The 22,901-nt window shown below is 63.6% G+C and carries 21 protein-coding genes; 6 read left to right on the top strand and 15 right to left on the bottom strand.

Annotated features, from left to right (window positions below):
* Positions 1–102 precede the first annotated feature (102 nt).
* The 3 genes from FJ949_RS12975 to FJ949_RS12985 are packed head-to-tail and all read right to left on the bottom strand — an operon-like array spanning position 103 to position 3,652.
* Positions 103–1,131, bottom strand: coding sequence for an ABC transporter permease (locus tag FJ949_RS12975; protein ID WP_181169642.1), 1,029 nt, complete (start codon positions 1,129–1,131; stop codon positions 103–105).
* Complete coding sequence (locus FJ949_RS12980; RefSeq protein ID WP_140496120.1) at positions 1,128–2,120, bottom strand: ABC transporter permease; 993 nt, start codon at positions 2,118–2,120, stop codon at positions 1,128–1,130. The genes FJ949_RS12975 and FJ949_RS12980 overlap by 4 nt, the downstream gene beginning before the upstream one ends.
* Positions 2,117–3,652, bottom strand: coding sequence for a sugar ABC transporter ATP-binding protein (locus tag FJ949_RS12985; RefSeq protein ID WP_140496121.1), 1,536 nt, complete (start codon positions 3,650–3,652; stop codon positions 2,117–2,119). The genes FJ949_RS12980 and FJ949_RS12985 overlap by 4 nt, the downstream gene beginning before the upstream one ends.
* A gap of 642 nt (positions 3,653–4,294) precedes the next feature.
* Between FJ949_RS12985 and FJ949_RS12995 the strand changes: the two genes are divergently transcribed.
* A complete protein-coding gene (locus FJ949_RS12995) occupies positions 4,295–4,732 on the top strand; it encodes a GFA family protein (protein WP_140496123.1) in 438 nt (145 codons plus the stop codon).
* Between the two features lie 28 nt (positions 4,733–4,760).
* Here the strand turns inward: FJ949_RS12995 and FJ949_RS13000 are convergent, their stop codons facing one another.
* Genes FJ949_RS13000 through FJ949_RS13055 form a run of 12 tightly spaced genes read right to left on the bottom strand, consistent with a single transcriptional unit; the run spans position 4,761 to position 16,662 of the window.
* Entirely contained in the window at positions 4,761–5,015 is a 255-nt protein-coding gene (locus FJ949_RS13000; protein WP_140522223.1) for a cytochrome C oxidase subunit IV family protein, read from the bottom strand.
* Positions 5,016–5,020: 5 nt separating this feature from the next.
* On the bottom strand, positions 5,021–5,662 hold the full coding sequence (locus tag FJ949_RS13005; RefSeq protein WP_140496125.1) for a cytochrome c oxidase subunit 3: 642 nt from the start codon (positions 5,660–5,662) through the stop codon (positions 5,021–5,023).
* Positions 5,659–7,302 carry a cytochrome c oxidase subunit I gene (gene ctaD / locus FJ949_RS13010; protein WP_140496126.1) on the bottom strand — a complete coding sequence of 548 codons (1,644 nt, stop codon included), beginning with the start codon at positions 7,300–7,302 and terminating at the stop codon, positions 5,659–5,661. The genes FJ949_RS13005 and ctaD overlap by 4 nt, the downstream gene beginning before the upstream one ends.
* Positions 7,299–8,258, bottom strand: a complete 960-nt coding sequence (coxB, locus tag FJ949_RS13015) for a cytochrome c oxidase subunit II (protein ID WP_140496127.1) — start codon at positions 8,256–8,258, stop codon at positions 7,299–7,301. Before coxB ends, ctaD begins: the two co-directional genes overlap by 4 nt.
* Positions 8,255–9,007 (bottom strand): SCO family protein, encoded by a 753-nt coding sequence (locus FJ949_RS13020; protein WP_140496128.1) that lies wholly within the window; start codon positions 9,005–9,007, stop codon positions 8,255–8,257. Before FJ949_RS13020 ends, coxB begins: the two co-directional genes overlap by 4 nt.
* Positions 9,004–9,504, bottom strand: a complete 501-nt coding sequence (locus FJ949_RS13025; protein WP_140496129.1) for a hypothetical protein — start codon at positions 9,502–9,504, stop codon at positions 9,004–9,006. Before FJ949_RS13025 ends, FJ949_RS13020 begins: the two co-directional genes overlap by 4 nt.
* Complete coding sequence (locus FJ949_RS13030) at positions 9,497–10,627, bottom strand: hypothetical protein (protein ID WP_140496130.1); 1,131 nt, start codon at positions 10,625–10,627, stop codon at positions 9,497–9,499. Before FJ949_RS13030 ends, FJ949_RS13025 begins: the two co-directional genes overlap by 8 nt.
* Positions 10,624–11,160 (bottom strand): cytochrome c, encoded by a 537-nt coding sequence (locus FJ949_RS13035; protein ID WP_140496131.1) that lies wholly within the window; start codon positions 11,158–11,160, stop codon positions 10,624–10,626. Before FJ949_RS13035 ends, FJ949_RS13030 begins: the two co-directional genes overlap by 4 nt.
* Complete coding sequence (locus FJ949_RS13040; RefSeq protein ID WP_140496132.1) at positions 11,157–11,684, bottom strand: DUF3341 domain-containing protein; 528 nt, start codon at positions 11,682–11,684, stop codon at positions 11,157–11,159. The genes FJ949_RS13035 and FJ949_RS13040 overlap by 4 nt, the downstream gene beginning before the upstream one ends.
* Positions 11,681–13,054, bottom strand: coding sequence for an NrfD/PsrC family molybdoenzyme membrane anchor subunit (gene nrfD, locus FJ949_RS13045; protein WP_140496133.1), 1,374 nt, complete (start codon positions 13,052–13,054; stop codon positions 11,681–11,683). Before nrfD ends, FJ949_RS13040 begins: the two co-directional genes overlap by 4 nt.
* Complete coding sequence (locus FJ949_RS13050) at positions 13,047–16,022, bottom strand: TAT-variant-translocated molybdopterin oxidoreductase (protein WP_140496134.1); 2,976 nt, start codon at positions 16,020–16,022, stop codon at positions 13,047–13,049. The genes nrfD and FJ949_RS13050 overlap by 8 nt, the downstream gene beginning before the upstream one ends.
* Positions 16,006–16,662, bottom strand: coding sequence for a cytochrome c3 family protein (locus tag FJ949_RS13055; protein ID WP_140496135.1), 657 nt, complete (start codon positions 16,660–16,662; stop codon positions 16,006–16,008). The genes FJ949_RS13050 and FJ949_RS13055 overlap by 17 nt, the downstream gene beginning before the upstream one ends.
* 195 nt (positions 16,663–16,857) lie before the next feature.
* Between FJ949_RS13055 and FJ949_RS13060 the strand changes: the two genes are divergently transcribed.
* The 5 genes from FJ949_RS13060 (at position 16,858) to FJ949_RS30335 (ending at position 22,775) form a co-directional block, all read left to right on the top strand.
* On the top strand, positions 16,858–19,326 hold the full coding sequence (locus FJ949_RS13060) for a membrane-bound PQQ-dependent dehydrogenase, glucose/quinate/shikimate family (RefSeq protein WP_140496136.1): 2,469 nt from the start codon (positions 16,858–16,860) through the stop codon (positions 19,324–19,326).
* Between the two features lie 151 nt (positions 19,327–19,477).
* Complete coding sequence (locus tag FJ949_RS13065; protein ID WP_140496137.1) at positions 19,478–19,630, top strand: peptide ABC transporter permease; 153 nt, start codon at positions 19,478–19,480, stop codon at positions 19,628–19,630.
* A gap of 258 nt (positions 19,631–19,888) precedes the next feature.
* Positions 19,889–20,914 carry an HlyD family secretion protein gene (locus FJ949_RS13070; protein WP_246680008.1) on the top strand — a complete coding sequence of 342 codons (1,026 nt, stop codon included), beginning with the start codon at positions 19,889–19,891 and terminating at the stop codon, positions 20,912–20,914.
* A complete protein-coding gene (locus FJ949_RS13075; RefSeq protein ID WP_140496139.1) occupies positions 20,911–22,509 on the top strand; it encodes a DHA2 family efflux MFS transporter permease subunit in 1,599 nt (532 codons plus the stop codon). Before FJ949_RS13070 ends, FJ949_RS13075 begins: the two co-directional genes overlap by 4 nt.
* Positions 22,510–22,610: 101 nt before the next feature.
* Positions 22,611–22,775: a hypothetical protein gene (locus FJ949_RS30335; protein WP_181165226.1), complete on the top strand. Its 165-nt coding sequence runs from the start codon at positions 22,611–22,613 to the stop codon at positions 22,773–22,775.
* The last annotated feature ends 126 nt before the right edge of the window (positions 22,776–22,901 follow it).

Raw genomic sequence — 22,901 nt, forward strand, 5'->3', positions numbered from 1 at the left:
TCGATCAACCTCCCGTTGGAATTTGGCCCTTGCAGGTGCCGGACCAGAGCTTGTGAGAACGTTCTCACAATTGGACAAAACCCATTTCACGCACAGGCATGGTCACTTCCTCCGCGTCAGCATTCGATTTCCGAGATCGGCTAGGAATTCGCCGCGCAGCACCAGCAGGGCGGCGACAATGATTGCGCCCTCTATGACGGTGCGCCATCCTTCGTTGAGGCCGATAGCGGAGATAACGGTGCCAAGCGTCGTCAGAAGAATTGCGCCGCCGACCGTCCCGATGAAAGTTCCGCTGCCGCCGAGGATCGAGGAGCCGCCGACCACGACGGCAGCGATGGAAGGCAGCATGTAGCTGTCGCCCATCCTCAGCGTCGCCCCGTTCGAATAGCCCACCAGCATCATGCCGACGAAGCCTGCGCAAGCGGCACTGATCGCATAGGGGACGAGCTCGAGCCGATTGACAGCGACGCCGGCGATGAGAGCGGCGTTCCTGTTGGTGCCAAGGGCGTAGAGCCGGCGGCCGAGCGCAGTGAAATTCTGCAAGAACCAGCCGAACAGGATGAAAGCGACGGTGAAGTAGATGACCAGCGGCACGCCGAGGAACCATTCCTTCATCAGCCACAGCAAGGCGGACGGAGAACCGCCGCGCGGCGTCCCGCTGGTGTAGCCCAGCGCCACCGATGCCACGACGATCGAGGTCGCCATGGTCATGATGAAGGGAGGAACCTTCAGCCAGACAATTCCCAGTCCGCTGATCGTGCCGACCAGCGCGCAAATGACCAGAATGGCCGGCAGCATGTACCAGATGCCGGCATCGCCGCTACCAATCCACGTCGTCGTCAACACGCCGCCGAGCGTGATGAGGGCGGGGACCGATAGGTCGAGCCCACCGATCAGGATGACGAGCCCTTGCCCAAACGACAACACGATCAGGAAGGACGCGAGGATGAGAACCGTCAGCACCTGATCCCAGGAACCCAGCGCCGGACTGATGAAGCGCGAGCACACCACAAGCACGATACTCAGCCCAAACACGACAAGCGTATTGACCACCTCCCGGTCGAGCCTTTGCCTGCCGCGCCGGTCGGAGTTGGCCTCGAAACGCGTCGCAACGTCCTTATGCGCGTTCACCGGATCTCTTCCTTCTTGAGCAGGCGCGCCACGGCGCTGCCGAACACGATCGCAAGCACCAGCACGAAACCTTGGAATATGCCGGTGTAGAAGGACGAGACCCCACCCGAGAAAAGCACCTTCTGCAAAAGCATCAGCGTACCGGCGCCCAGGATCGAGCCAACGAGGCTGCCCCGGCCGCCACTCAACGGCGTGCCGCCGAGCGCCACTGCGGCAAAGGTGAGCATCAGGAATGGCGTGCCGGCTGTCGGATTTCCTGTCGCCGTCTGGGCGCTCAGCATGAAGCCGGCGACGCCGTAAAGGATGCCGGCGCCGACAAAGGCCGTGATGCGTACCCCTGCCACGGGCACGCCGGAGAAGCGAGCCGACTGCTCGTCGGCGCCGATCGCATAGAGGCCGATCCCGGTATTGGTCCGCCGGAAGGCAAGCCAAAGCGCGATGGCGGCAACCAGAAACAGCCCGGCGATCGGGATGATACCGAACAGGGTGTCGGTCAGCGTATAGGTGACGAAGTCGGCAACCATACCGCCAGGCGCGTCCAGGATAACCAGCGCAAGTCCCTGGCAGACGATCATCGTGCCGAGCGTCGCCGCGATGGTCTGCAGCCCAAGCCTGGCCACGAGAATGCCGTTGATTGCGCCGACGGCACCACCGATCGCACAGCACATCAGGAGGCTGGCCAGCGCACCGCCCGGACCATCGAACGGATAGACCGCCATCAGCACATTGGTCAGCGAGACGACGCCTGCGACGGACAAGTCGAAGCCGCGGCTGATGACGACCAGCGTCTCGCCCGCTGCCGCGAGCGCCAATGGCGTCGAGTTGTTGACGAGATCGGTGAAGGTGTAGACCGAAAGCGCATCCGGTTGCCAGAACGCGTAGAGCGCATAAAGCAGGACATAGATCAACGCCACGATGCCGGTGCCGCTGATGACAGCCCTCCATAACGCGGAGCGGCGGGGCGCGGGATTTGCCTGGACCGCGGTCATGCGGCCACTCCATTCACCGCGCCCGCAGCGTGGCCGATCAGCGCGCCGACGATAGTCGGCTCATCGATGGCATCGCCCTGATATTCGGCGAAGACGCGGCCGCCATAGAGCACCATGCAGCGATGCGCGAGATGGACGAGTTCCGGCAGTTCGGACGAGTAAAAGAGCACCGAGCCGCCATCGGCAGCGAACTTCCGGATCGCCTCGTAGATCGACTGCTTGGTTCCGACATCGACTCCACGCGTCGGATCGAAAAGCAGTAGAGTGCGCGCACCCGTCATCATGACGCGCGCCAGAAGCGCCTTCTGCTGGTTGCCACCGGAAAGCTCATCGATCTTGAACTGCAGATAGCGCTCCTGCAGTTCGACCGCCTCAGCGGTTTTTTTCGCAATGCGACGCTCGCTGGCCGGCCAGACGACGCCACCCTGCGCGATACGCGAAATGATAGGCAACACCATGTTGCTGGCGGTGCTGAGGCCGGCGAAAATCCCTTCCGACTTGCGGTCCTCCGGCAGGTAGGCAAGGCCGTTGCCGAAATGGAGCGCGGCGCCCGGGCTGGCGATCTGGGCGGGCACGCCGTCGATCTCGATGCCGCCGCTTTTCGCCTTGGAGAGGCCGATCATCGTCCTGAACAGGTCGCGCTGGCCCTGCCCCTCGAGCGCGGCGATGCCGACGATCTCACCTCGCCTGACATCAAACGACACGTCGCGCAAAATGCCGCCGGAGAGGCCCCGAACGCTGAGCGCGACGGGCGCGGTGTCGGCGACCAAAGGCTGCGAGGCGGTCGTCTCACGCGCGCTTCGGCCGACCATCATCTCGAAAATGTTCGCGTCCGAAGCGCCGGACAACTCGACGGTGCCGATGCTGCGGCCATTGCGCAGGATGGTGGCGCGCGAACACAGGGTGCGCACCTCGCCGAGGCGGTGGGAAATGTAGAGGATGGCGGTCTGCAGGTTCTTCTGCCGGCGCACGAGCTCAAACAGCCATTCGACGTCCGCCAGCGCGGCCGTCGGCTCATCGAGGATCAAGAGCTTCGAGGCATGGGTGAAGGCGCGCACGATCTCAAGCCGCTGACGATCCGAAAGCGAAAGCACGCCGACGGGCGTGTCAGGATCAAAGTGGGAGAGAGCGTAGTCGTTAAGAACCTTGCCAGCTGATGCCGTGGCGGTGCGGCGCGAGACGAGACCTAGCTTTCCCTTCGGCATTTTCGGCAGCACGAGATTCTCGGCGATGCTGAGATTCGGCAGCAGGCTGAGTTCCTGAAAGGCCGTCGCCACGCCCTGCGCCCGCGCATCGATGATGCCACGCGGCGCATAAGGCTTGCCGAAGATCGACATGGATCCGCCGTCAGGCGTCACGACGCCGCTGAGGATTTTCACGAGCGTCGATTTGCCGGCGCCGTTCTCGCCCAACAGCGCATGGACTTCCCCTGGCCGCAGATCAATGGAGACGGAATCGAGTGCGACTGTGGGTCCGTAGGATTTTGCAATATTCGCGATGCGAACAGCCAGCCGGATCTCGTCGGTACCCATACCTCCTCCCAAAAGGTAAGTCCGCCGCAGCGGTGAGAACGTTCTCTGAGAACGTTCTCACTAATCCACAAGCACCGCCGGCTTGTCAATTGTGAATCGTTCATTTCTTGTCGAACGCACCAGGCTCCCGGCCTCCGGGCGGCACTTGGCCGTCTTTTGAGTGCTCAGAAGTGGCTGAGCCGGCGCCTTTTCTGGGCGGCTGGTCGGGGGGCGCCCGCCGGGATGGATTCTGCCCCTCGGACTGATGCGTTTTCTCATTCACCTCGCCTGAAGGGCGCGTCAGGCCTTGCCCGGACGCCGGCGGCTTGTTGCCTGCGGCGTCCTGGGAGAATGAATCGGCGGGATCGCCGTCGCTCCTGGCCGGATATTTGGTGGCACCAGTCTCGCGGCGATTTTCGCTTCCAGTCATGGCCGGTCCTCCTTTGGCACAGTCATTAACCTGGGTTCGACCGGCAGGTTCCAGCGGCTAGGCCGGAAGCGCAGATTTGAATCCGCCGCCGCTCCTATGGCCGGAAACCAATTTGGCGGCGCTGCGTTGACCCCGCAGGATCAGATCCCCCAACAGCTTCGGAGAAAATTCATGCTCGACCGCAGCGGAAGCGCCGTCCTGACGACCGACAGTCTCTGACAACGGGCAGCAACATGGCTCGCATCGAGCGCGGACATTGTTTCTGCGGTGCCGTCACGGCGGTGATGGAAGGAGAGCCCTTCTGGACCTGCTTCGACCATGACGACGATTGCCGGCGGGCGATCGGCGGACCTATGACCATCTGGATCGGCTATCGTCCGCACCAGGTCGAGCTGACCGCCGGGAAGCCGAAGACCTTTTCGAAGACGAAGGGGGTCGTCCGCTCCTTCTGCGCCGATTGCGGTACCTCGATCTTCTACGCCGACGAAGGCCTGCGTGACGAACTCTATGTCTCGATCGGCTTCATGGACGCTCCGGAGCGGTTTCCGCCACAGGCACAGGCCTATTGGGATATGCGCCTGCCATTCATCGAAATGGCCGACGGCTTGCCCCGCGTCGACGGCTACACGAGGCGCCGCGATCCAGCCTTGGGCAATCCGCGTGACCGTTGATGACGCGCGCCACACTAGGCCCCGCAGGCTATTGCCCGATCAGGGTCAGGCCAAAGAGAATGGCCAGCCACAGGCCCACCGCCGCGACCGCGAGCCTGGGGAGGATGCCCTCGCCCGCCAGATGCATGAACAGCAGCGCGATCACCACTGTCTTGGCAGCCGCCGCGGCAAGGTTGATCGCGGAATTGAACCCACCGAGGTCGACAAACGAAGAGCCGACGGTAAGCGCCAGCAAGGCGAGCAGCGCGAGATAGGCGAATGTGAGCTTGGCGAGGTCGCTCATCGTCATCAGGCCCGGTTGATCAGATAGAGGACCGGGAACAGGAACACCCAGACGATGTCGACGAAATGCCAGTAGAGTCCGATCGCCTGCACGCGGCGCGCCCGGCTCGCCTGCGCGGTCCTCGGCCAGAGCAACAGCATGCCGGCAATCACCGCGATGCCGCCTATCAGATGCAGCGCGTGCAGCGATGTCATGGCGAAATAGAGCGCGAAGAAGAATTCGGCATGGGCCGGATCTGGGCCTGCGAAGCGGAACGACGCGCCGAGCACCGGCGCCAGGCCCTCGCTGAATTCCTTGCTGTATTCGACGGCCTTGATCACCAGAAAGATGCAGCCAAGCAGGCTCGTGGACATCAAGGCCCAGAAGGCGGGCCGCCAACGCCGGGCAGCCGTGAACATATGGGCAAGCGCCATCGCGAAGCTGCTGGTGATCAGAACCGCCGTATTCAGCGTGCCGAGCGGCAATGACAGATGTTGCGACGCCGCGGCGAATGCCGCGCCATAGCTCAATCGGGCGTAGAGGAACACCAGCACGATCGCGCCGAACAGCATCGCCTCGGAGCCGATGAAAATCCACATGCCGAACGCATCGGCCGCCTTCTCGCGGGCCCGTGTATCGAAGGCAATGCTTTCGGTCGGCCCGCTCATGAGGCTTCGTCCCTGTGCGGGCTGAACGTCTCGTGCCTCAGGCCTTTCATGGCATAGTCATAGGCCGGCCGCTTGACCACGGGCATGGTTTCGAAATTGTGCGGGGGCGGCGGCGAAGCCGTCTGCCATTCAAGGCCGGTCGCGCCCCACGGATTGGCCGGCGCCCGCGCGCCGCGAAACAGCGACCAGCCGAGATAGAGCAGCGGCATAAGGTAGCCGACGGCCAGAACGACCGCGCCGGCCGAGGACAATACGTGCCAGAACTGAAACTCCGGCGGATAGGTGTGATAGCGCCGCGGCATGCCGAGAAAACCGAGCACGAATTGCGGAAAGAACGTCAGGTTGAAGCCGAGGAAGGTCACGGTCGCGGCGATGCGGCCCCAGGTTTCGGAATAGACGCGACCGGTGATCTTCGGCCACCAAAAATGCAACCCCGCCATGTAGGCCGTCACCATGCCGCCGACCATGATGTAATGGAAATGCGCCACGACGAAATAGGTGTCATGAACGTGGACGTCGACGGCGAGAGCGGCCAGGAACAGGCCGGCCAGTCCCCCGAAAGTGAACAGCGCCAGGAAAAACAGCGCATAAAGCATGGGCGTCTCGAAAGTGATTTCGCCCTTGCGCAGCGTCAGCGTCCAGTTGAACACCTTTATCGCCGAGGGGATCGCGACGCAGAACGACAGGAACGAGAACACGATGCCGGCATAGGCCGACTGGCCTGATACGAACATATGGTGACCCCAGACCAGGAAGCCGAACACGGCAATCGCCATCGAAGACATCGCCACCGCCTTGTAGCCGAACAGCGGGCGCTTGCTGAAGCAGGGCAGCACTTCGGAAACCACGCCCATGCCGGGCAGGATCATGATGTAGACCGCGGGATGCGAGTAGAACCAGAACAGATGCTGGAACAGCAGCGGGTCGCCGCCCAGAGCGGGATTGAAGATGCCGATGCCGAAGGCACGCTCCAGCACGATCAGGATCAGCGAGGCGGCCAGCACCGGCGTCGCCAGCACCATGACCAGCGCGGTCGCATACATCGTCCAGACGAAGATCGGCAGCCTGAACCAGGTCAGCCCCGGCGCGCGCAACGTGTGGACGGTGACGATGAAGTTGATGCCGGTCATGATCGTCGAGAAGCCGACGATGAAGACACCCAGCGCGGCCATCGAAACGAAGCCGTTGGCATAGAGCGTCGAGAGCGGCGTGTAGAAGGTCCAACCCGTGTCGACACCGCCGGCGAGCACCGCGGCCAGGGCAAAGGCGCTGCCGAAGATGAACACGTACCAGCTGGCGAGATTGAGCCGCGGAAAAGCGAGATCGCGCGCGCCGATCATCAGCGGCAGCAGGAAATTGCCGAGCGTCGCGGGGATCGACGGCACCAGGAAGAACCACACCATGATGATGCCATGCAGGGAAAACAGCCTGTTATAGACATCGTCCGACACCAGATCGCCCGCAGGCGACGCGAGTTCGATCCGGATCATCACGGCAAAGGCACCGCCAAGAAAAAAGAACGCCGTCAGCGACATCAGGTAGAGCCAGGCGACGCGCTTGTGGTCGGTGGTCAAGAGCCAGGCGGCAGGTCCGGCCTCCCCATGCAGATAGCTCGAAGGCGCCAAGGCTTGCCTGCTCATTGGGTCGCCCCGCTTTCCGTGGTTGCTCGCGGCGACAGGGATTTGAGATACGCCAGCAGCATCTGTAGCTCCTGCTCGTCGACAAGGCCGTCAAAGCTCGGCATCACGGGTTCATACCCGGCGGCGATCTCCTTCTTCGGATTGAGGATGGAATCGCGCAAATAGCGGTCGTCGGCAATGACGGTCTGTTGATTGTCCAGGGCCACCGGCCGTCCGAAGACCCCAGCCAGATCCGGCGCCCTCACCTTGGTGGAATTGCCGTGGCAGCCGGAGCAGCCGAGCGCGCGGAAGAGTTTTTCGCCGTCGGCCGCAAGCGTTTCACCCTGGCCCTGGTTGCCCAGCCACGCCGCATATTCTTGCGGCGGCATCACGGTCACCCAGCCGCCCATCTCCGAATGCTGGGTGCCGCAATATTGCGCGCAGAACAAATGATACCGCCCGGGCTCGCTGGCGATGAACCAGACATGCGTGGTGCGCCCCGGCACCGCGTCCTGCTTGACCCGGAAGGCAGGTACGAAGAATGAGTGGATCACGTCCTGCGATGCCAGCGACACGATCACCGCCTTGCCGACCGGCACATGCAGTTCGTTGATTTCACGCTGGCCGCCAGGATGACGGAACTCCCACATCCATTGCTTGCCAAGGCCGGCGATCTCGAGTGCGTCAAGGGGCGGGTGTTCGCGGCGCAGGAACAGCACGGCTCCCCATCCGAAGATGGTGAAAGCGATCAGCAGGCTGGCGACTGTCCAGGTCACCTCGAGCGGCGTGCTGCGCGCACGCTCCCCCGTTCGCTCCACCTTGGAGCCGGCGCGATATTTGATGGCGTAGAAAACGACCAGGCTGGTCAGGAAGACGCCCAGCGCGACGGTGAAGGCAAGCAGCACGTAGAACAGGGCGTCGACACTGCCGGCAATCGAGGAGGCCTGCGGCGGCGTAAAAGGGATGCCGAACGTCAAATCGGCCTCCTTCGCGACAGAACGAGGATGGTGGCGCCAAGGCCAAGCAGCGTCGCCATGCCAGTCACCTTCACGACTGCCCAGACCGCTGGCGTGTACTGGCCCTTTGATGCATCGAAGCCGGCACACAGCAGAAAGACGTGATCGGCGATGGAGCCAAGCCGCCCGGCCGACGCCTCGACCAGGGCAAGCCTGAGATCTCGCGGCTCGAAACTCAGCGCCGGAAGCACTTGCGCGATGCGGCCTTGCGGCGTCAGCGCGATGACCGCGATCGGGTGGACATATTGCGAGATCCGGTCGCGCCGGTCGAATGTGATGCCGGCCTCCGCGGCAAGGGCGGCGCCAGCGCCATCCTCGCTGGTCAAGAAGCGCCACGCGGACAACCCTGCCTGACCGGCGGACCGCGCCACTTCGGCTTGGATGGACGCCGCATCCGCGACGGTCTCGGAAGCATCTATCGAGACGAAGAGAGCGTGGTAGGTCGCGGGATCGAGGCCGGTCTTGTTCAGATCCGAGGCAACCGCCTGCTGGGTCACGCCGCAGAGGTTGGGGCATTTGTCGTAACCGAAGATGAGCAGCGCCGGCCGCCCGCCGAGAATGCCGGAAAGCGTCTGCCGTCCGCCCGAAGCCTCGCGGAAGACTGTGTCGAGGCTGAGCTGCGCGCCGATCTGCGGTTCGAAAACCGGCCGCGCGCGCACGCTGGCGGTCATTGCAGCCAGGAGCACGAGCGGCAGGACCAAACGCCTCATGGCCTCGCCCCCATGGCCGGTGCGGCCTGGCCCTGCTGCGGCGCCCTGGCGTTTGGCTGCGCCGCGTCCGCTCGGGCGCGGCAAATGCCGGCCTGCGGCGCGCGCGGAACCTGGCCTTCGAGCAAGGCGCAGTCCTCACCGGCCGCAGCGGGCGTTACCGCCTCCGGCAGTCCCTGCGCGGCGATCAGCTTCATGGCGTCGTCGATCGGAATGCGCGCGATGCCACCATTGCGGTCGACCCATGCAAGCATGCCGAGTTCACGATCTTCCTGCTGACGGAACGCGGCAAGATCGGCCCCGGGGAAATCCTGCAAGGCGGGACCTGCGGCGCTGCCGTTCATCTGCGTGCCCGCAAGTGGCCAGAACGGGGCCGTATCGAAAATCAGTCTCAGCCCAAGCGCGGCGAGCGCCAGGAAGACAAGCAGGCCGAGGCCAATGAGCACGAGCGCCCTCGGCCAGACATCGCGTGTTTCGGGATGACGCACGACCTTAGCCACGGGCCAGCCTCCCGCGCCAGACGACGATGCGATCAGGCCTGGTCCAGATATAGACGAAGCACCCGAACCAGATGCCGCCTGCGCCGACCATTGCCGCGAGGTCCGGCCACGACACTCCTGCACCGAGGGCGGACAAAGCCGGCCGGACGCGCCAGGCGACATCGGCGAAATGTCCGGCCAGCAGGAACGCGCCGAGCCCTATCAGGCCAACGCGGCTGCGCTTGACGGAGCGGTTCAGGAAACCGGCGAAGGGCAAGGCAAATTGCAGCGCGATCAGCAGCCAAAGCAGATACTGCCAGCCATTTCGACCACGGATGACATACCAATGGATTTCGTCGGGCAGGTCGCCGCCCCAGACGACCAGCCACTGCATGAATGCCAGATAGGCCCAGATGAGCATGAAGCCGAACATCATGTTGGCGAGGTCTTCGCCGAGCGCCACGTCCTCCTCGCCCCCCGGCGCCGACTCGATCGCACGGCCGGCCGAGAGCACCGCCAGCGCCAGCCCGCACACGCCGACGACCTCGGCCGCCGCTTCGAGCATCGCATAGATGGTGGAGGAAAAATCCGGCTCTATCGACATCATCCAATCGATGGCAAACACCGTCACGGCAAAGCCGTGCGCGACGAGCCCGATGGCGTAGCCGCCGCCGGTCCTGCTTGCGGCCGAACCGGGCGCCGTCCAGCCAAGTACAAGCCAGGCCAGCGCCAGCCAGACGACAGCATAGACGATGAAACGAACGACGAAGAATGGCACGTTGAGATAGGTCATTTTCTGGCGCACCGCTTCCGTCAGCGCGGAGTCGGCTCCTGCCCAGGGAAAGACCAGATCGAGCCGCGCAAGCACCGGCAGCATCAACAGCAGCGCGACAGGCAAGGTCGCGACGGCGGCCCGCAGCGGCGGCCGCAACGCGTCGCCCCAGCGCCCCCCGGTCAGCCCGTGCACCATGAGCAGGGTCATTGCGCCAAGCGGCAATCCGAGCAGGAACACCGCCGTCATCAGCCAGCCGGCCAGTGTCGCGCGCGGGGCGACGAACAGCCCGGCCGCGCACAGAGAGAGCCCTGCGGCGGCGGCTGCGAGCAGCAGGACGAGGTGGTCGTCGGGCCGGGCGGCGCGCTTCATCGTGCCGCCTCGGCATCGAGTTTCGCGCGAAGAGATTCGGGCAGCGTGCCGGCCGCAGCATGACGCGAATATTGCAGCGCCCGGATATAGGCCACGATCGCCCAGCGGTCCCGCGGCTCGACACGCGCGGCATAGGAATACATCGCACCGTAGCCGTCGGTGATGACGTCGTAGAAATGCCGGTCCGGCGCCTTGCGCAGCGCATCTTGATGGTAGGTCGGCGGCGGCGGGAAACCACGCCTGACCACCATCCCGTGCCCGTCGCCGGTGCGGCCGTGGCAGGGAGAGCAGAATATATCGAAGCGTTGCTGCCCACGCTGAAGCAGCGCCATGGTGATCGGGTACGGGAATTTGTCCGGCGTCGCCGCCAGGTCGGCGTCGCGCGTCACCGTGCCTTCGACCGGTGTCCTTGCCGACATACCGTCGGCGAACTCTCTGCTGGTTTCGAGCGGATCGTAGCGAGGCTGGTCGGCCATGTCCTGCTTGCAGGCGCCGAGGAGCAGGCAAACCGGCAAAAGCAGCCGCGGGTTCATGTCGCCACCTCCTCGACCGTCTCGGCGCCAAGCCGTGTCAGCTGCCCCTTGGTGACGCCCTTGCGGTATTTCGGATCGGTGGCCTCGATCAGCAGGTAGAACTTGCCGCCGCTCGCGTAGGTGAAGCTCTCGGCGTTGAAGACGGGGTGATAATATTGCGGCAGCCGGTTCTCGGCCAGCATGCCGAAGAAGCCGGCAAACACGCTGGCCAGGATCGCGGCTTCGAAGGCGATGACCGTGAACGGCGGCCAGGAATGCAGCGGCCGGCCGCCGACATTGACCGGATAGTCGATCTCGACGGAATAAAGGATCAATGCATAGACCAGCACGCCGCCGGCGACGCCACCCGCCAGCATGACCCATGGCAGCCGTGTCTTTCGCATGCCCAATATGTCTGTCAGGCCGTGCACCTCGAACGGCGAGAACGCATCCATATGCCGGTACCCCTTGTCGCGCATCGCTTGCGCCGCCCTGGTCAGCGCATCCGGATCGGCGAAAGCCGCGATGACGCCATGGACGCTCATGCCGCGCCGCCTTTCTGCTCGGCCAGTTCCTCGACCTCGAAGATGGTTATCGCCGGCAGGATGCGGATAAACAGGAAGACCAGCGCGAAGAAGGTGCCGATCGATCCGAACAGGATGCCGAAATCGAGCCAGGTCAGCGACTGCTCGCCCCAGGACGACGGCAGGTAGTCGCGGCTCGGGCCGGTCACCACGATGATGTAGCGCTCCAGCCACATGCCGATGTTGATGACCAGAGCGATCGAAAACAGCAGCGGCATATTGGATCGCACACGGCGAAACCAAAGCAGTTGCAGCACCGCGCAATTGCAGAAGAGCATGGTCCAGAACAGCGGCGCATAAGGGCCGACGGCGCGCTGGACCATCATCGCGCGCTCGTAAGGCTCACCCGAATACCAGGAGAAGAACGCTTCCGATGTATAGCCGTAAATGACGACCATGCCGGCCGCGATCATCAGTTTGGCGGCGTTGTCCATGTGGCGCGGCGTGATCAGGTCTTCCACAGCGAATGCCCAGCGCAAGGGAATGGCTATGGTCAGCACCATGGCGAAGCCGGAGAGGAGCGCGCCGGCGACGAAATAGGGCGGAAAGATCGTCGAATGGAAGCCCGGCGTGATGGCGAAGGTGAAATCGAGAGCGACGATCGAATGAACCGAAACGACCAGCGGTGTTGCGAGTGCCGCCATCAGGAAATAGACCGTTCGGTATCGCGCCCAATGATAAGCCGAGCCGCGCCAGCCAAGCGCGATGACGCCGTAGAAAAGTTGCCCGCCACGCGACTTCGCCCGGTCGCGCAGCACGCCGAGATCAGGCAGCAATCCCGTGTACCAGAACAGCAGCGAGACGGTGGCGTAGGTGGAAATCGCGGCGAAGTCCCAGACCAGCGGGCTGCGCCATTGTGGCCAATGCATGTGGGTGTTGGGCAGGGGCAGGAGCCAATAGAAGAACCACGGCCGGCCAAGATGCAGGATAGGGTAGAGGCCGGCCATCGCCACGGCAAACAGCGTCATCGCCTCGGCGAAGCGGTTGATCGAGGCGCGCCAGGGCTGGCGCAGCAGCAGCAGCACCGCTGAGATCAGCGTACCGGCATGGCCAATGCCGATCCACCACACGAAACTCGAGATCATCGTGCCCCAGACCACGGGAATGTTGACCCCATAGGCGCCAACGCCGACCGAGACCAGGTAGGTGATGGAATAGAGGAACAGCAATACGAATGCGAAGCAGACGAAGAACGCCGACCAGAAGAACCGCGGCAACTTCCCTTGCAGGACCACCGCGCTGATACGGCCGCTGATCTCTGGAAAATCGTGACGCCCGCGCAGCACAGGTGTCATGCCTTTGCTCGTCCTGCGGGCGGCCACGTCAGCCATCGCCGCCCTCCGAGCCGGATGTCGCGGCGAGCCTGTCGCTAGGGTTGCTGACCTTGCCCAGATAGGTGGTGCGCGGTCTTGTGTTCAGTTCTTCGAGCAGCGCGTAATTGTGTGGCGAGGCCTTTTCCTGGACGACCTGCGAATCCTTCCTGTTGAGATCGCCGAAGGTGATGGCTTTTGTCGGGCACGCCTGCTGGCAGGCGGTGACGATCTCACCGTCCTCGATCTCCCGGTTCTCGATCTGGGCGCGGATCCGTTTTTGCGAAATGCGCTGTACGCAGTAGCTGCATTTTTCCATGACGCCGCGCGAACGCACGGTGACATCGGGATTGTGGACGGCCTGCTCCGGTCCCGCGCTGTCCTTGTCGAACTCCTGGTACTCCAGGAAATTGAACCGCCGCACCTTGTAGGGACAGTTCTGCGAACAGTAGCGCGTGCCGATGCAGCGGTTGTACACCTGCGCGTTCAGACCGTCATGCGTATGGATGGTCGCATTGACCGGACAGACGACCTCGCAGGGGGCCTTCTCGCAATGCATGCACGGCACTGGCTGGAAGAACATGTCCGGATCGTCGATCCCGCCCGCATAGTAGCGGTCGACGCGCAGCCAGTGCATTTCGTGTCCGAGTGCCGCCTCGTCCGGCCCCACCGTTGCGATGTTGTTCTCGGCCTGACAGGCCGACACGCAGGCCATGCAGCCGATGCAGGCCGACAGGTCTATCGACATGCCCCAGGCTTCCTGGTCGTAGCTCCAGTCGGGGTAGAGCGATTCCACGGGCGCTGGGGGCGCGTGGTCGCGCACGAAATGGGGATTTGCCCTGAACGCATCGAGCGAAGCATGGCGGATGATCGCCCTGCCCTCCATCGCTTGATGATGTTGGGTCGTGACTACACGCGCCGAACCGCCGCGCGGGCTCAGGACGACATCGTCGGCAAACCATGGCGCATCGCTGGTCCGGATCGCGAAGGCATCGTAGCCGCCCGCGAGTGCCGCCACCGAGCCGGCCTTGCGTCCAAAACCGAGCGACAGCGTCACTGTGTCGTCAGGCTGTCCCGGCGTGATCCAGACGGGTGCGTCCAGCGTCCTGCCGTCCCGCGCCAGGTTGACCACCTGCCCGTTTTCGAGCCTCAGGCGCTGCGCGGTGGCTGGCGAGACCAGCGCCGCATTGCCCCAGACGAGCTTGCTTAACGGCCGGGGCAATTCCTGAAGCCAGGATGAATTGGCGTGGCGGCCGTCGCGAAGCCAGGGATCGGCGACGAAGCGAACCTCCAACCCCTTGGTGGCGGCATTGGGTGCCGAGCCATCGCTATCCGGCGGTGCCGAAACGGCAGCGGGACCAGCAGCAGTGTTCGGCACGATGCCGTCGCGCAGCGCCTTGCGCCAGGCCACCTCGTCCATGGCGGCCCACGTCCGGCGCACGGGTGCCTGCGCATTGGCGCCGAATTCACCGCCCAGCGCGGCAAGCAACTGATGCAGGCTCTTGCCACCGAACAGAGGCTCTATGAGCGGCTGCACGATCGAAACCGTACCGTCATAGGCCCGGATATCGCTCCAGCTCTCCAACTCGTGCGCGGCTGGGATATGCCAGCGAGCCAGAAACGCCGTCTCATCGCGGTAGAGTCCCCAGTGGACAAGAAGCTTCAGGCTCGAAAAAGCCTTCCGTGCATCGAGGTCCGATGGCGCCGTGTGCAAGGGATTGGCGCCGAGCACGACGGTCTTGTCGATCGAACCATCCGTGATGGCCCCGCAGAGCGTGGCAAGATCGCCATCCACCGGCATGGCATCAGGCGGCTCGATCAATTGCAGCGTGTTGCCAAGGGCACCAAGCCTGGCATTCATCGCTAGGGCCAAGGCATGCACGGACGGTGCCTGGTGCGCTCCGGCCACCACAAGCGCATTGCGGCCGGCGCCGCGCAGATCGTCGGCAAGCGCGTTTGTCCATTCCGGACCGAGCGGCGACAAGCCGGCCGCGGCATTGTCGCCATCGAGGGCGGCCTTGATCGCCGCCGCAACGCTTGCGACGGCGCTTGGCCTGATAGCTCGGCGATGGTCGGCGGCAGCACCCGTGATGGTGGGAGTCGTCTCGACGACATAGAGGCGACTCATCGTGTCCGTCGATTTGCGCACCCGTCGCCGCTGCGCGAAATCACGAGCATAGGCCAGGCGCCCCGGACCATCGCCCAGGAAATCGGCATCCAGGCTGACGATCACATCGGCGCGGTCGAAACGGTAGATCGCCGTCAACGGCCTGCCGAACAATGTACCCGTTGCCTGTTCACCGGAATTGGCCGCAAGCGGATCGTGGCGGAAGACGCGAAGTCTGGGATAGCGCACCCTCAGCGCCGCGATCTGCGCCTTCGTCGTCGGCGATGTCGTCGCCTCGAGCAGCAATGCCAGCCCTTGCCCGCCTGAAGCGAGGAATCCACCAGCCAGTTCGGCGATATCTTTCAGGAACTCATCGTAACTTGCGGGCTCGCCCAGCTTGAGCGGTGTGCGAGATCGCTCGGGATCGAACAGCGACAACACCGCCGCCTGCATGACGGCATCGGTGGCGCCGCGCGATGCCGGATGATCCGGGTTGCCCTCGACCTTTGTCGGCCGGCCCTCATGGCTCTCGATCACGGCTCCGATGCCGTAGCCGTCGCTGGAGAGGGCTGTCGCGTAGTAGAGCGGCCGGCCGGGAATGATGTTCTCCGGCTGGCGGACATAAGGCACGATGCTCTCGGCCTCGCTGCAGGCGGTCAGGCCGGCCAGCGACAGCGATGCACCCATCAGTTTCAGGACGGTGCGCCGGTCGAAGCCAGGCTGAAGGCGATCGGCCATCGCGGGGAATTCCGCCTCCACAAAGCGCTGGAACTCCGCCGTGTCAGCCAGTTCGCCCATGCTTCGCCATGGCTCGCGCCCCGCCGCGGCGAGCCGCAATGCCGCAAGATCGAAAGCCGGATTTCGGTCAACGGTGGCAGACATAGCAATCCGTCATGGTCTCGGGATGAATGTCGAGCACGCCGATCAGGGAACGCCGGATCTGCTCGATGTCGTCAGGCGGCTTCCAGTGCATCAGGAAAACGTCCCGCGGCGGGCGAAGGTTGGGACCTGGGTCCCGGTGGCAGCCAAGGCACCATTCCATCGACAATGAATGCGCCCGTCGCGTCAGCGGCATGTCGTCGACCGCGCCATGGCAGGTCTCGCAGGCGACGCCCTTCGCGATATGGATGGAGTGGTTGAAGTAAACGAAATCCGGCACCGAATTGACCCGCTGCCATTGCAGCGGCTGTCCCGAAGCGAGACTTGCGCGCACCGGCGCCAACATCTCGGCATTGGTGAAGAGCTGCGAATGACAGGTCATGCACACTTCTGTCGCCGGCAGCCCCGCCGAGGCTGATGTCTCGACCCCGTTGTGGCAATAACGACAGTCCAGTCCGATATCGCCGACATGATGCTTGTGGCTGAACGGAACGGCCTGGGCCACCGGTTGCCCCACGCCGGTAACGAACCCTGAACGCAAAAACGCCGTGCCGCCGACGGCCGCCAGAAGCGCGAAACAGCAAACACCCCACAGAAAGAAGCGGGCAATCCCATTGGCGTTGCTGGAAAAGACCTGCGGCATCCTCGCCGATTTTTCGCTTGGAACAAGCTTTTGGATCGAGCGCCTAACGGCGGCAAAGCGACAAAGGTTCCGTCGGCGCGGAATGCTCACAAAATGGTGAGTTAGGAGCACCCTCGAAAACCGCGGCCGATCGCAACCATGCGGGACGGCCAGCGTTCGAAATAATCATGAGCCTGTCGTAATGGAAATGCTGTCATGACTTCTGCCAATCCGAATCTCGCCGACAGGCGTCGCTCCGGCGTCGCCTTCTGGTGGACCATGTTCGTGGGTGTGCTGCTGGCAATACTTGGTTTGCTGATCGGCGCAGGCGGCGCCTGGCTCATCGCGCTGGGCGGCTCCTGGTACTATTTGCCCACCGGAGTGGCTCTCCTGGCGGCGGGTGTTTTGCTTTTGAGCGGCAATGCCGCCGGAGTCTGGCTCTACGTGCTGACCTGGATCGCGACGCTCGCCTGGGCTTATTGGGAAATCGGCATGGACGGCTGGGGGTTGATGCCCCGGGTGCTCGCGCCGACGGTCATCCTGATCTTCGTTCTTTTGACCTTGCCCGCCTTTCGCGCCGGGCACGCGAAACGGGTTCGCGACCGCGGCTGCGCGACCGCATCCGCTGCCCTTTTCATTGTCGGCTGCGCGATCGGGCTTCAGCATTTCACGCCCTCGGCACAATCCCAGGAGGCATCCCCGGTTGCCCCGGTCACGCCACCCGCCGCAGGAAGCGCATCTGGTCAGTCTCCGGTCAGCCCTCAGCCCGATGTCGCGATACACCAGGCTGGACCGAATTGGCCCGTCTATGGCGGCTCGGAACTTGCCACCCGCTATTCGCCTCTCAAACAGATCACCGCCGACAACGTCGCGAAGCTGACCAAAGTTTGGGATTTCCACACGGGCGATATGCCAAGCAAGGCGGCGACCGACAAATACTCCCCGGAAAACACGCCCCTCGAAGTGGACGGGCACCTGTTTGCATGTTCGGCCAAGGGCATCGTCATCTCGGCCAACGCGGCAACCGGCAAGGAGGAGTGGCGCTATGATCCGAAGGTATCCGACGCCGCCATCCCATACGGCGCCAGTTGCCGGGGCGTCGCCTACTACGCCGTTCCAGGCGCAAGCGCCGATCGACCATGCGCAACACGCATCCTGTGGGGCACGCTCGATGCAAGGCTGATTGCCATCGACGCCAGGACCGGAAAGGCATGTGGCGATTTCGGCCAGCAGGGCGTCGTCGATCTCACCCAGGGGCTCGGCAAGACCGTGCCCGGCTGGTATTCGGTGACGGCGCCTCCGACCGTCGTGCGCGGCATTGCCGTGCTTGGCGCCCAGGTACTGGACGGCCAGGCCGAGGATGCGCCGTCAGGCGTCGTGCGCGGCTATGACGTGATGTCGGGGAGACTGGTCTGGGCTTGGGACATGGGCCATCCGGACCGCACGGGCGCACCGCCCCAGGGCGATACCTACACGCGCGGCACGCCGAACATGTGGACCGTAGCCGCCGCCGATCCGCAGCTCGGCTATGTCTTCCTGCCGCTCGGCAACGCCGCCGTCGACTATTATGGTGTCGATCGCAAGGACTTCGAAAACCAATACAATTCCTCAATCGTCGCCATCGATGTCACGACGGGCAAGCCGGTCTGGCATTTTCAGACCGTCCATCACGACCTTTGGGACTATGACCTCGGTTCGCAGCCGACGCTCGTCGATTTTCCGTCAACCGACGGAAAGGTTCCCGCAATCATCGTGCCCAGCAAGCAGGGCCAGATCTATGTGCTCGACCGCAAGACCGGAAAATCGCTGTTCCCGGTCGAAGAACGGCCGGTGCCGTCGGGCGGCGTCGAACCAGAGAAATTGTCCAGGACGCAGCCTTATTCCGGCTATGCCCATCTCGACCAGCCTGTGCTGACCGAGAAGGATATGTGGGGCATGAGTCCGCTCGACCAGCTCTACTGCCGCATCCAGTTCCGGCAGGCTTCCTACCAGGGCGAATATACGCCCCCCACGGTGGACAAGCCTTTCATCGAATATCCCGGCTACAATGGCGGCTCCGACTGGGGAAGCGTTGCCGTCGACACCGACGCCGGCATCCTGGTCGCCAATTACAACGACATGCCCAACTATGATCAGTTGATACCGCGCCAAAAGGCGGACCAGATAGGCTTCAGGTCGATCGAACAGGGCGGCGCTTCGAAAAGGGCCAAGGACATGGGTGACCCGCAGATGGGTTCGCCGTACGCCATTGCCGTCAACGCGGGCTGGCGCCTCTCGACGGGGCTGCTTTGTTCCGAGCCGCCTTACGGCCATATCCGTGCCATCGAGTTGAAGACAGGCAAGACGCTCTGGGACAAGCCGCTCGGCGAGGCGGTCGAGAATGGCCCCTGGCGCATCCCGTCCATGCTGCCGCTGGATATCGGCACGCCAAACAATGGCGGGCCGCTCGTGACCGCCGGCGGCCTGATCTTCATCGCAGCGGCGACGGACGACAAGCTGCGCGCCATCGACATCAAGACCGGCAAGGTGGTCTGGCAGACGGATCTGCCCGCTGGCGGCCAGACCACCCCGATGACCTATGAGGTCGGCGGCCGGCAATATGTCGTGATCGCGCCCGGCGGTCATCATTTCATGGAGACGAAGGTCGGCGACGACGTGATCGCCTATGCGTTGCCGGCCGACTGATGGCGCGCCCGGCGTGGCCCGGACTGGCTTGCGCTTGTCGGCTGGCAAAGCGTGACCCCGGCCGTCAGCCCCCGTGATTTCTGGGGAACCTTGCCGGGATGAGCAGGTTTAGCTGCCTGAGACACTCCAAATTCGTCGGAAGGAGCAGCTCATGAGCAACGATCCCGACAAGGAGGGGCCTGTTTTTTCCGCAGAGGATGCGCGGCAAGGCGAGATTATCCTGCGAACGCGAACGCGCCGTATCATCTTCATTGCGGGACTTGTCGGCATCGTGCTGGTGATGATGCTGCTGCACTTCGCCTAGCGCGGCCGGCCACAAACCCTCAATCTGAAACAGGAACTTTTTCGGACGCGGGTCCGTTGATTTACGTCCTTCCAGTACGCGGCTTTTGCCGCACCAACCCTACCGCGGACCGCTAACGTGGACACGAACTCTCCAGACGTCGCACCGGTCGACGAAAGACCTCAAACAAAACGTCGCCCCGATGCACGACCGAAGCGCGCCTCGTCGCGCCCACAACCGAAACAGGACCTCGATGCTTCCGCCGGGAACAAAGAGGGCCTGTTCGGCTCGCTCAGGCGGCACCCCTACGTCACCGCGGCGGTCATCCTTGTTCTGCTGCTGGCACCGGCCGCAGCGATAATCTGGTGGCTCCAGGCGCGACAGTATGAATGGACCGACGATGCCTTCATCGACGCCCGTACCGTAACCATAGGTGCCGAAATCGCCGGCCGCATCACCGATGTGGCGGTGACCGACAATCAGAGCGTAAAGGCCGGCGATGTCCTGCTGCGCATCGATGACAGGGATTATCAGGCATCCCTCAAGCAGGTTCAGGCGCAGGTGGCGCAGGCCGACGCCGAAACCGCTGACATCGCAGCCCAGATCGAAGCGCAGCAGGCCAAGGTGGACCAAGCCCAGAAGCAGGTGTCGCAAGGCCGGGCAGCGCTTGATTTCGCGAAAGCCGAAAATCAGCGCAACAGCGAATTGCTTGCCAAGGGAACCGGAACGCTGCAGCAGGCGCAACAGGCTGCCTCGACGCTTCGCCAGGCCCAGGCGATGCTCGACAGCTCGCAGGCGAACGTCGTGGCGGCCCAGAGACAAGTCGCCGTCCTCGAGGCCCAGCGCAAAAGCGTGGCGGCAAAACTCGACCAGGCCCATGCCAGCGAAGAGCAGGCCCGCACCGCGCTTTCCCGCACCTCGATCACCGCTCCGGTGGCCGGACGGGCGACGAACATATCCGCCGCCGTGGGCGCATATGCCCAACCGGGGGAAGTGCTGATGATGTTCGTGCCCGAGGACGTGTGGGTGAAGGCCAACTTTAAGGAAACACAACTCGACCTTATGCGGCCTGGCCAGCCCGTCGAGATCGATATCGACGCCTACCCGGAGCAGACCTTCAGGGGCCACGTCGACAGCATCCAGGCCGGCAGCGGAACCGCTTTCAGCCTGCTGCCCGCAGAGAACGCGACCGGCAATTTCGTCAAGGTGGTGCAGCGCGTGCCCGTGAAGATCGTCTTCGACAAGAAGACCGGCCTGCTGCTCGGGCCCGGCATGTCCGTCGTGCCGACGGTCAAGGTGCGATGACCGGCCAGGCGACCGCGCAAGCCGGCGAAAGCCGGTCCGCCGCGGGCGGGCGCAATCCCTGGCTTATCGCCATCGTCGTCTCCATCGCCACCTTCATGCTGGTGCTCGATACGTCCATTGCCAATGTGGCGCTGCGCAACATAGCCGGCAGCCTCGCGGCCGGAATGGACGAAAGCACCTGGATCATCACCACCTATCTGGTCGCCAATTCCGTCATCATCCCGATCAGCGGCTGGCTCGCCGGCGTGATCGGCCGCAAACGCTACTACATGATCTGCGTCGCTACCTTCACGCTCGCGTCGCTGCTCTGCGGCCTCGCGCCGAACCTGGAAATGCTGATCCTGTTTCGCATCCTTCAGGGACTGGGCGGCGGTGGGATGGCACCCAGCGAGCAGTCGATCCTCGCCGATACTTTCCCGCCCGAAAAACGCTCGCAGGCCTTCGCGCTCTACGGCATCGCCGTCATCGTTGCACCGACGGTCGGGCCGACCATCGGCGGCTGGCTGACCGACCATTTCTCCTGGCACTGGATCTTCTTCATCAACGTGCCCTTCGGCATCATGTCGTTGGCCCTTGTGCAATGGCTGCTGGTCGAACCAGACGTGCTGGAGCGCGAGCGCCAGGAGAGGCTGAAGGATGGCCTCAAGATCGACTGGGTCGGCTTCATCTTCGTCGTGCTGGCGCTCGGATCCCTTGAGATCTTCCTTGACGAGGGCCAGCGCAACGACTGGTTTGCCTCGGGCTTCATCACGACGTTCGCCGTGATCTCGGCCGTCTCGTTCCTTTTCCTGATCCCCTGGGAGTTTCGCCATCGCGATCCGATCGTCGACATGCGGCTGGTTTTCACCCGCCAGTTCGGCACATCCTTCCTGGTGATGATGGCGGTCGGCGCGGTGCTGTTCAGCACCACGCAGATATTGCCGCAGCTCCAGCAGACCACCTTCGACTACACCGCGACGCTTTCGGGGCTTTCGATGATGCCCGGCGGCATCGCCATGCTGATGCTGATGCCGATTTCCGGCTTCGCCTCCGGTTTCGTCCAGCCGAAATACCTGATCATGATCGGCATGTCGGCGGTTGCCGTGGGATTGTGGCACCTGACCTCGCTGTCGCCGGATGCCGGTTTCAGCTATTTCACCTATGCTCGCATTTTCATCACGGTAGGGCTTCCCTTCCTGTTCATCCCCATTTCGACGGCCGCCTATGTCGGCCTGCCGCCGCAAAAGACCAACCAGGCCTCGGCGCTGATCAATGTCGCCCGCAACATCGGCGGCAGCGTCGGCGTATCGCTCTCCAACACCGTCGTGGCGCAGAACGCGCAACTGCATCAGACCCATCTGATCGGCAACACGGCGCAGTCCTCGCCTGTCTATCAGCAGATGCTTCGGCGCATGACCGACTATTTCGTCGCTCAGGGCTCGCCCGCGGTCGAGGCGAAAGTCCAGGCGGTCGGCTGGATTGGCCAGACGATAGGCCGGCAGGCGACGCTTCTGGCTTACGTGGACTTGTTTCGCTACTCCGCGATCGCGACCGCCCTGCTCGTGCCGCTCGCACTTTTGCTGCGCTCTCCCAAGTCGAGTTCCTCCGCGAAATAGCTTCTGCCGAGGCAGGCGCTCCCTCGAGCAGGGCAGTTTCATGGAACCGGGGGGCGCTTGTCTGGTTACGTCCCATGACACGGAAAAAAGGAGACAGACCGATGGCCAAGGAAAAGATCCGGCCGCAGGACGAAGATCGCGAAGCCGTGCATCTGGCCGAAACGACCGACGTCTCGCCCAAGCAGGCGAAAGATCTCATCCGCAAGCACGACAACGACAGGAAAGAGGTGAAAAAGGAAGCCAAGAACTTTAAGGCTGAGGGCTAGGCGTTCGGAGCGATATTGGCCGGTCGCTTCGACGCCGCGCGCCTGCCGCAATATGGAACCGGGGCGCGAACGGTTCGTTCGAATAAGTGGGCCGGCCTGAAAATTCACCGCCAAGGTTTCTGCGCC

It is taken from the genome of Mesorhizobium sp. B2-4-1 (assembly GCF_006442185.1).
Taxonomy (GTDB): domain Bacteria; phylum Pseudomonadota; class Alphaproteobacteria; order Rhizobiales; family Rhizobiaceae; genus Mesorhizobium.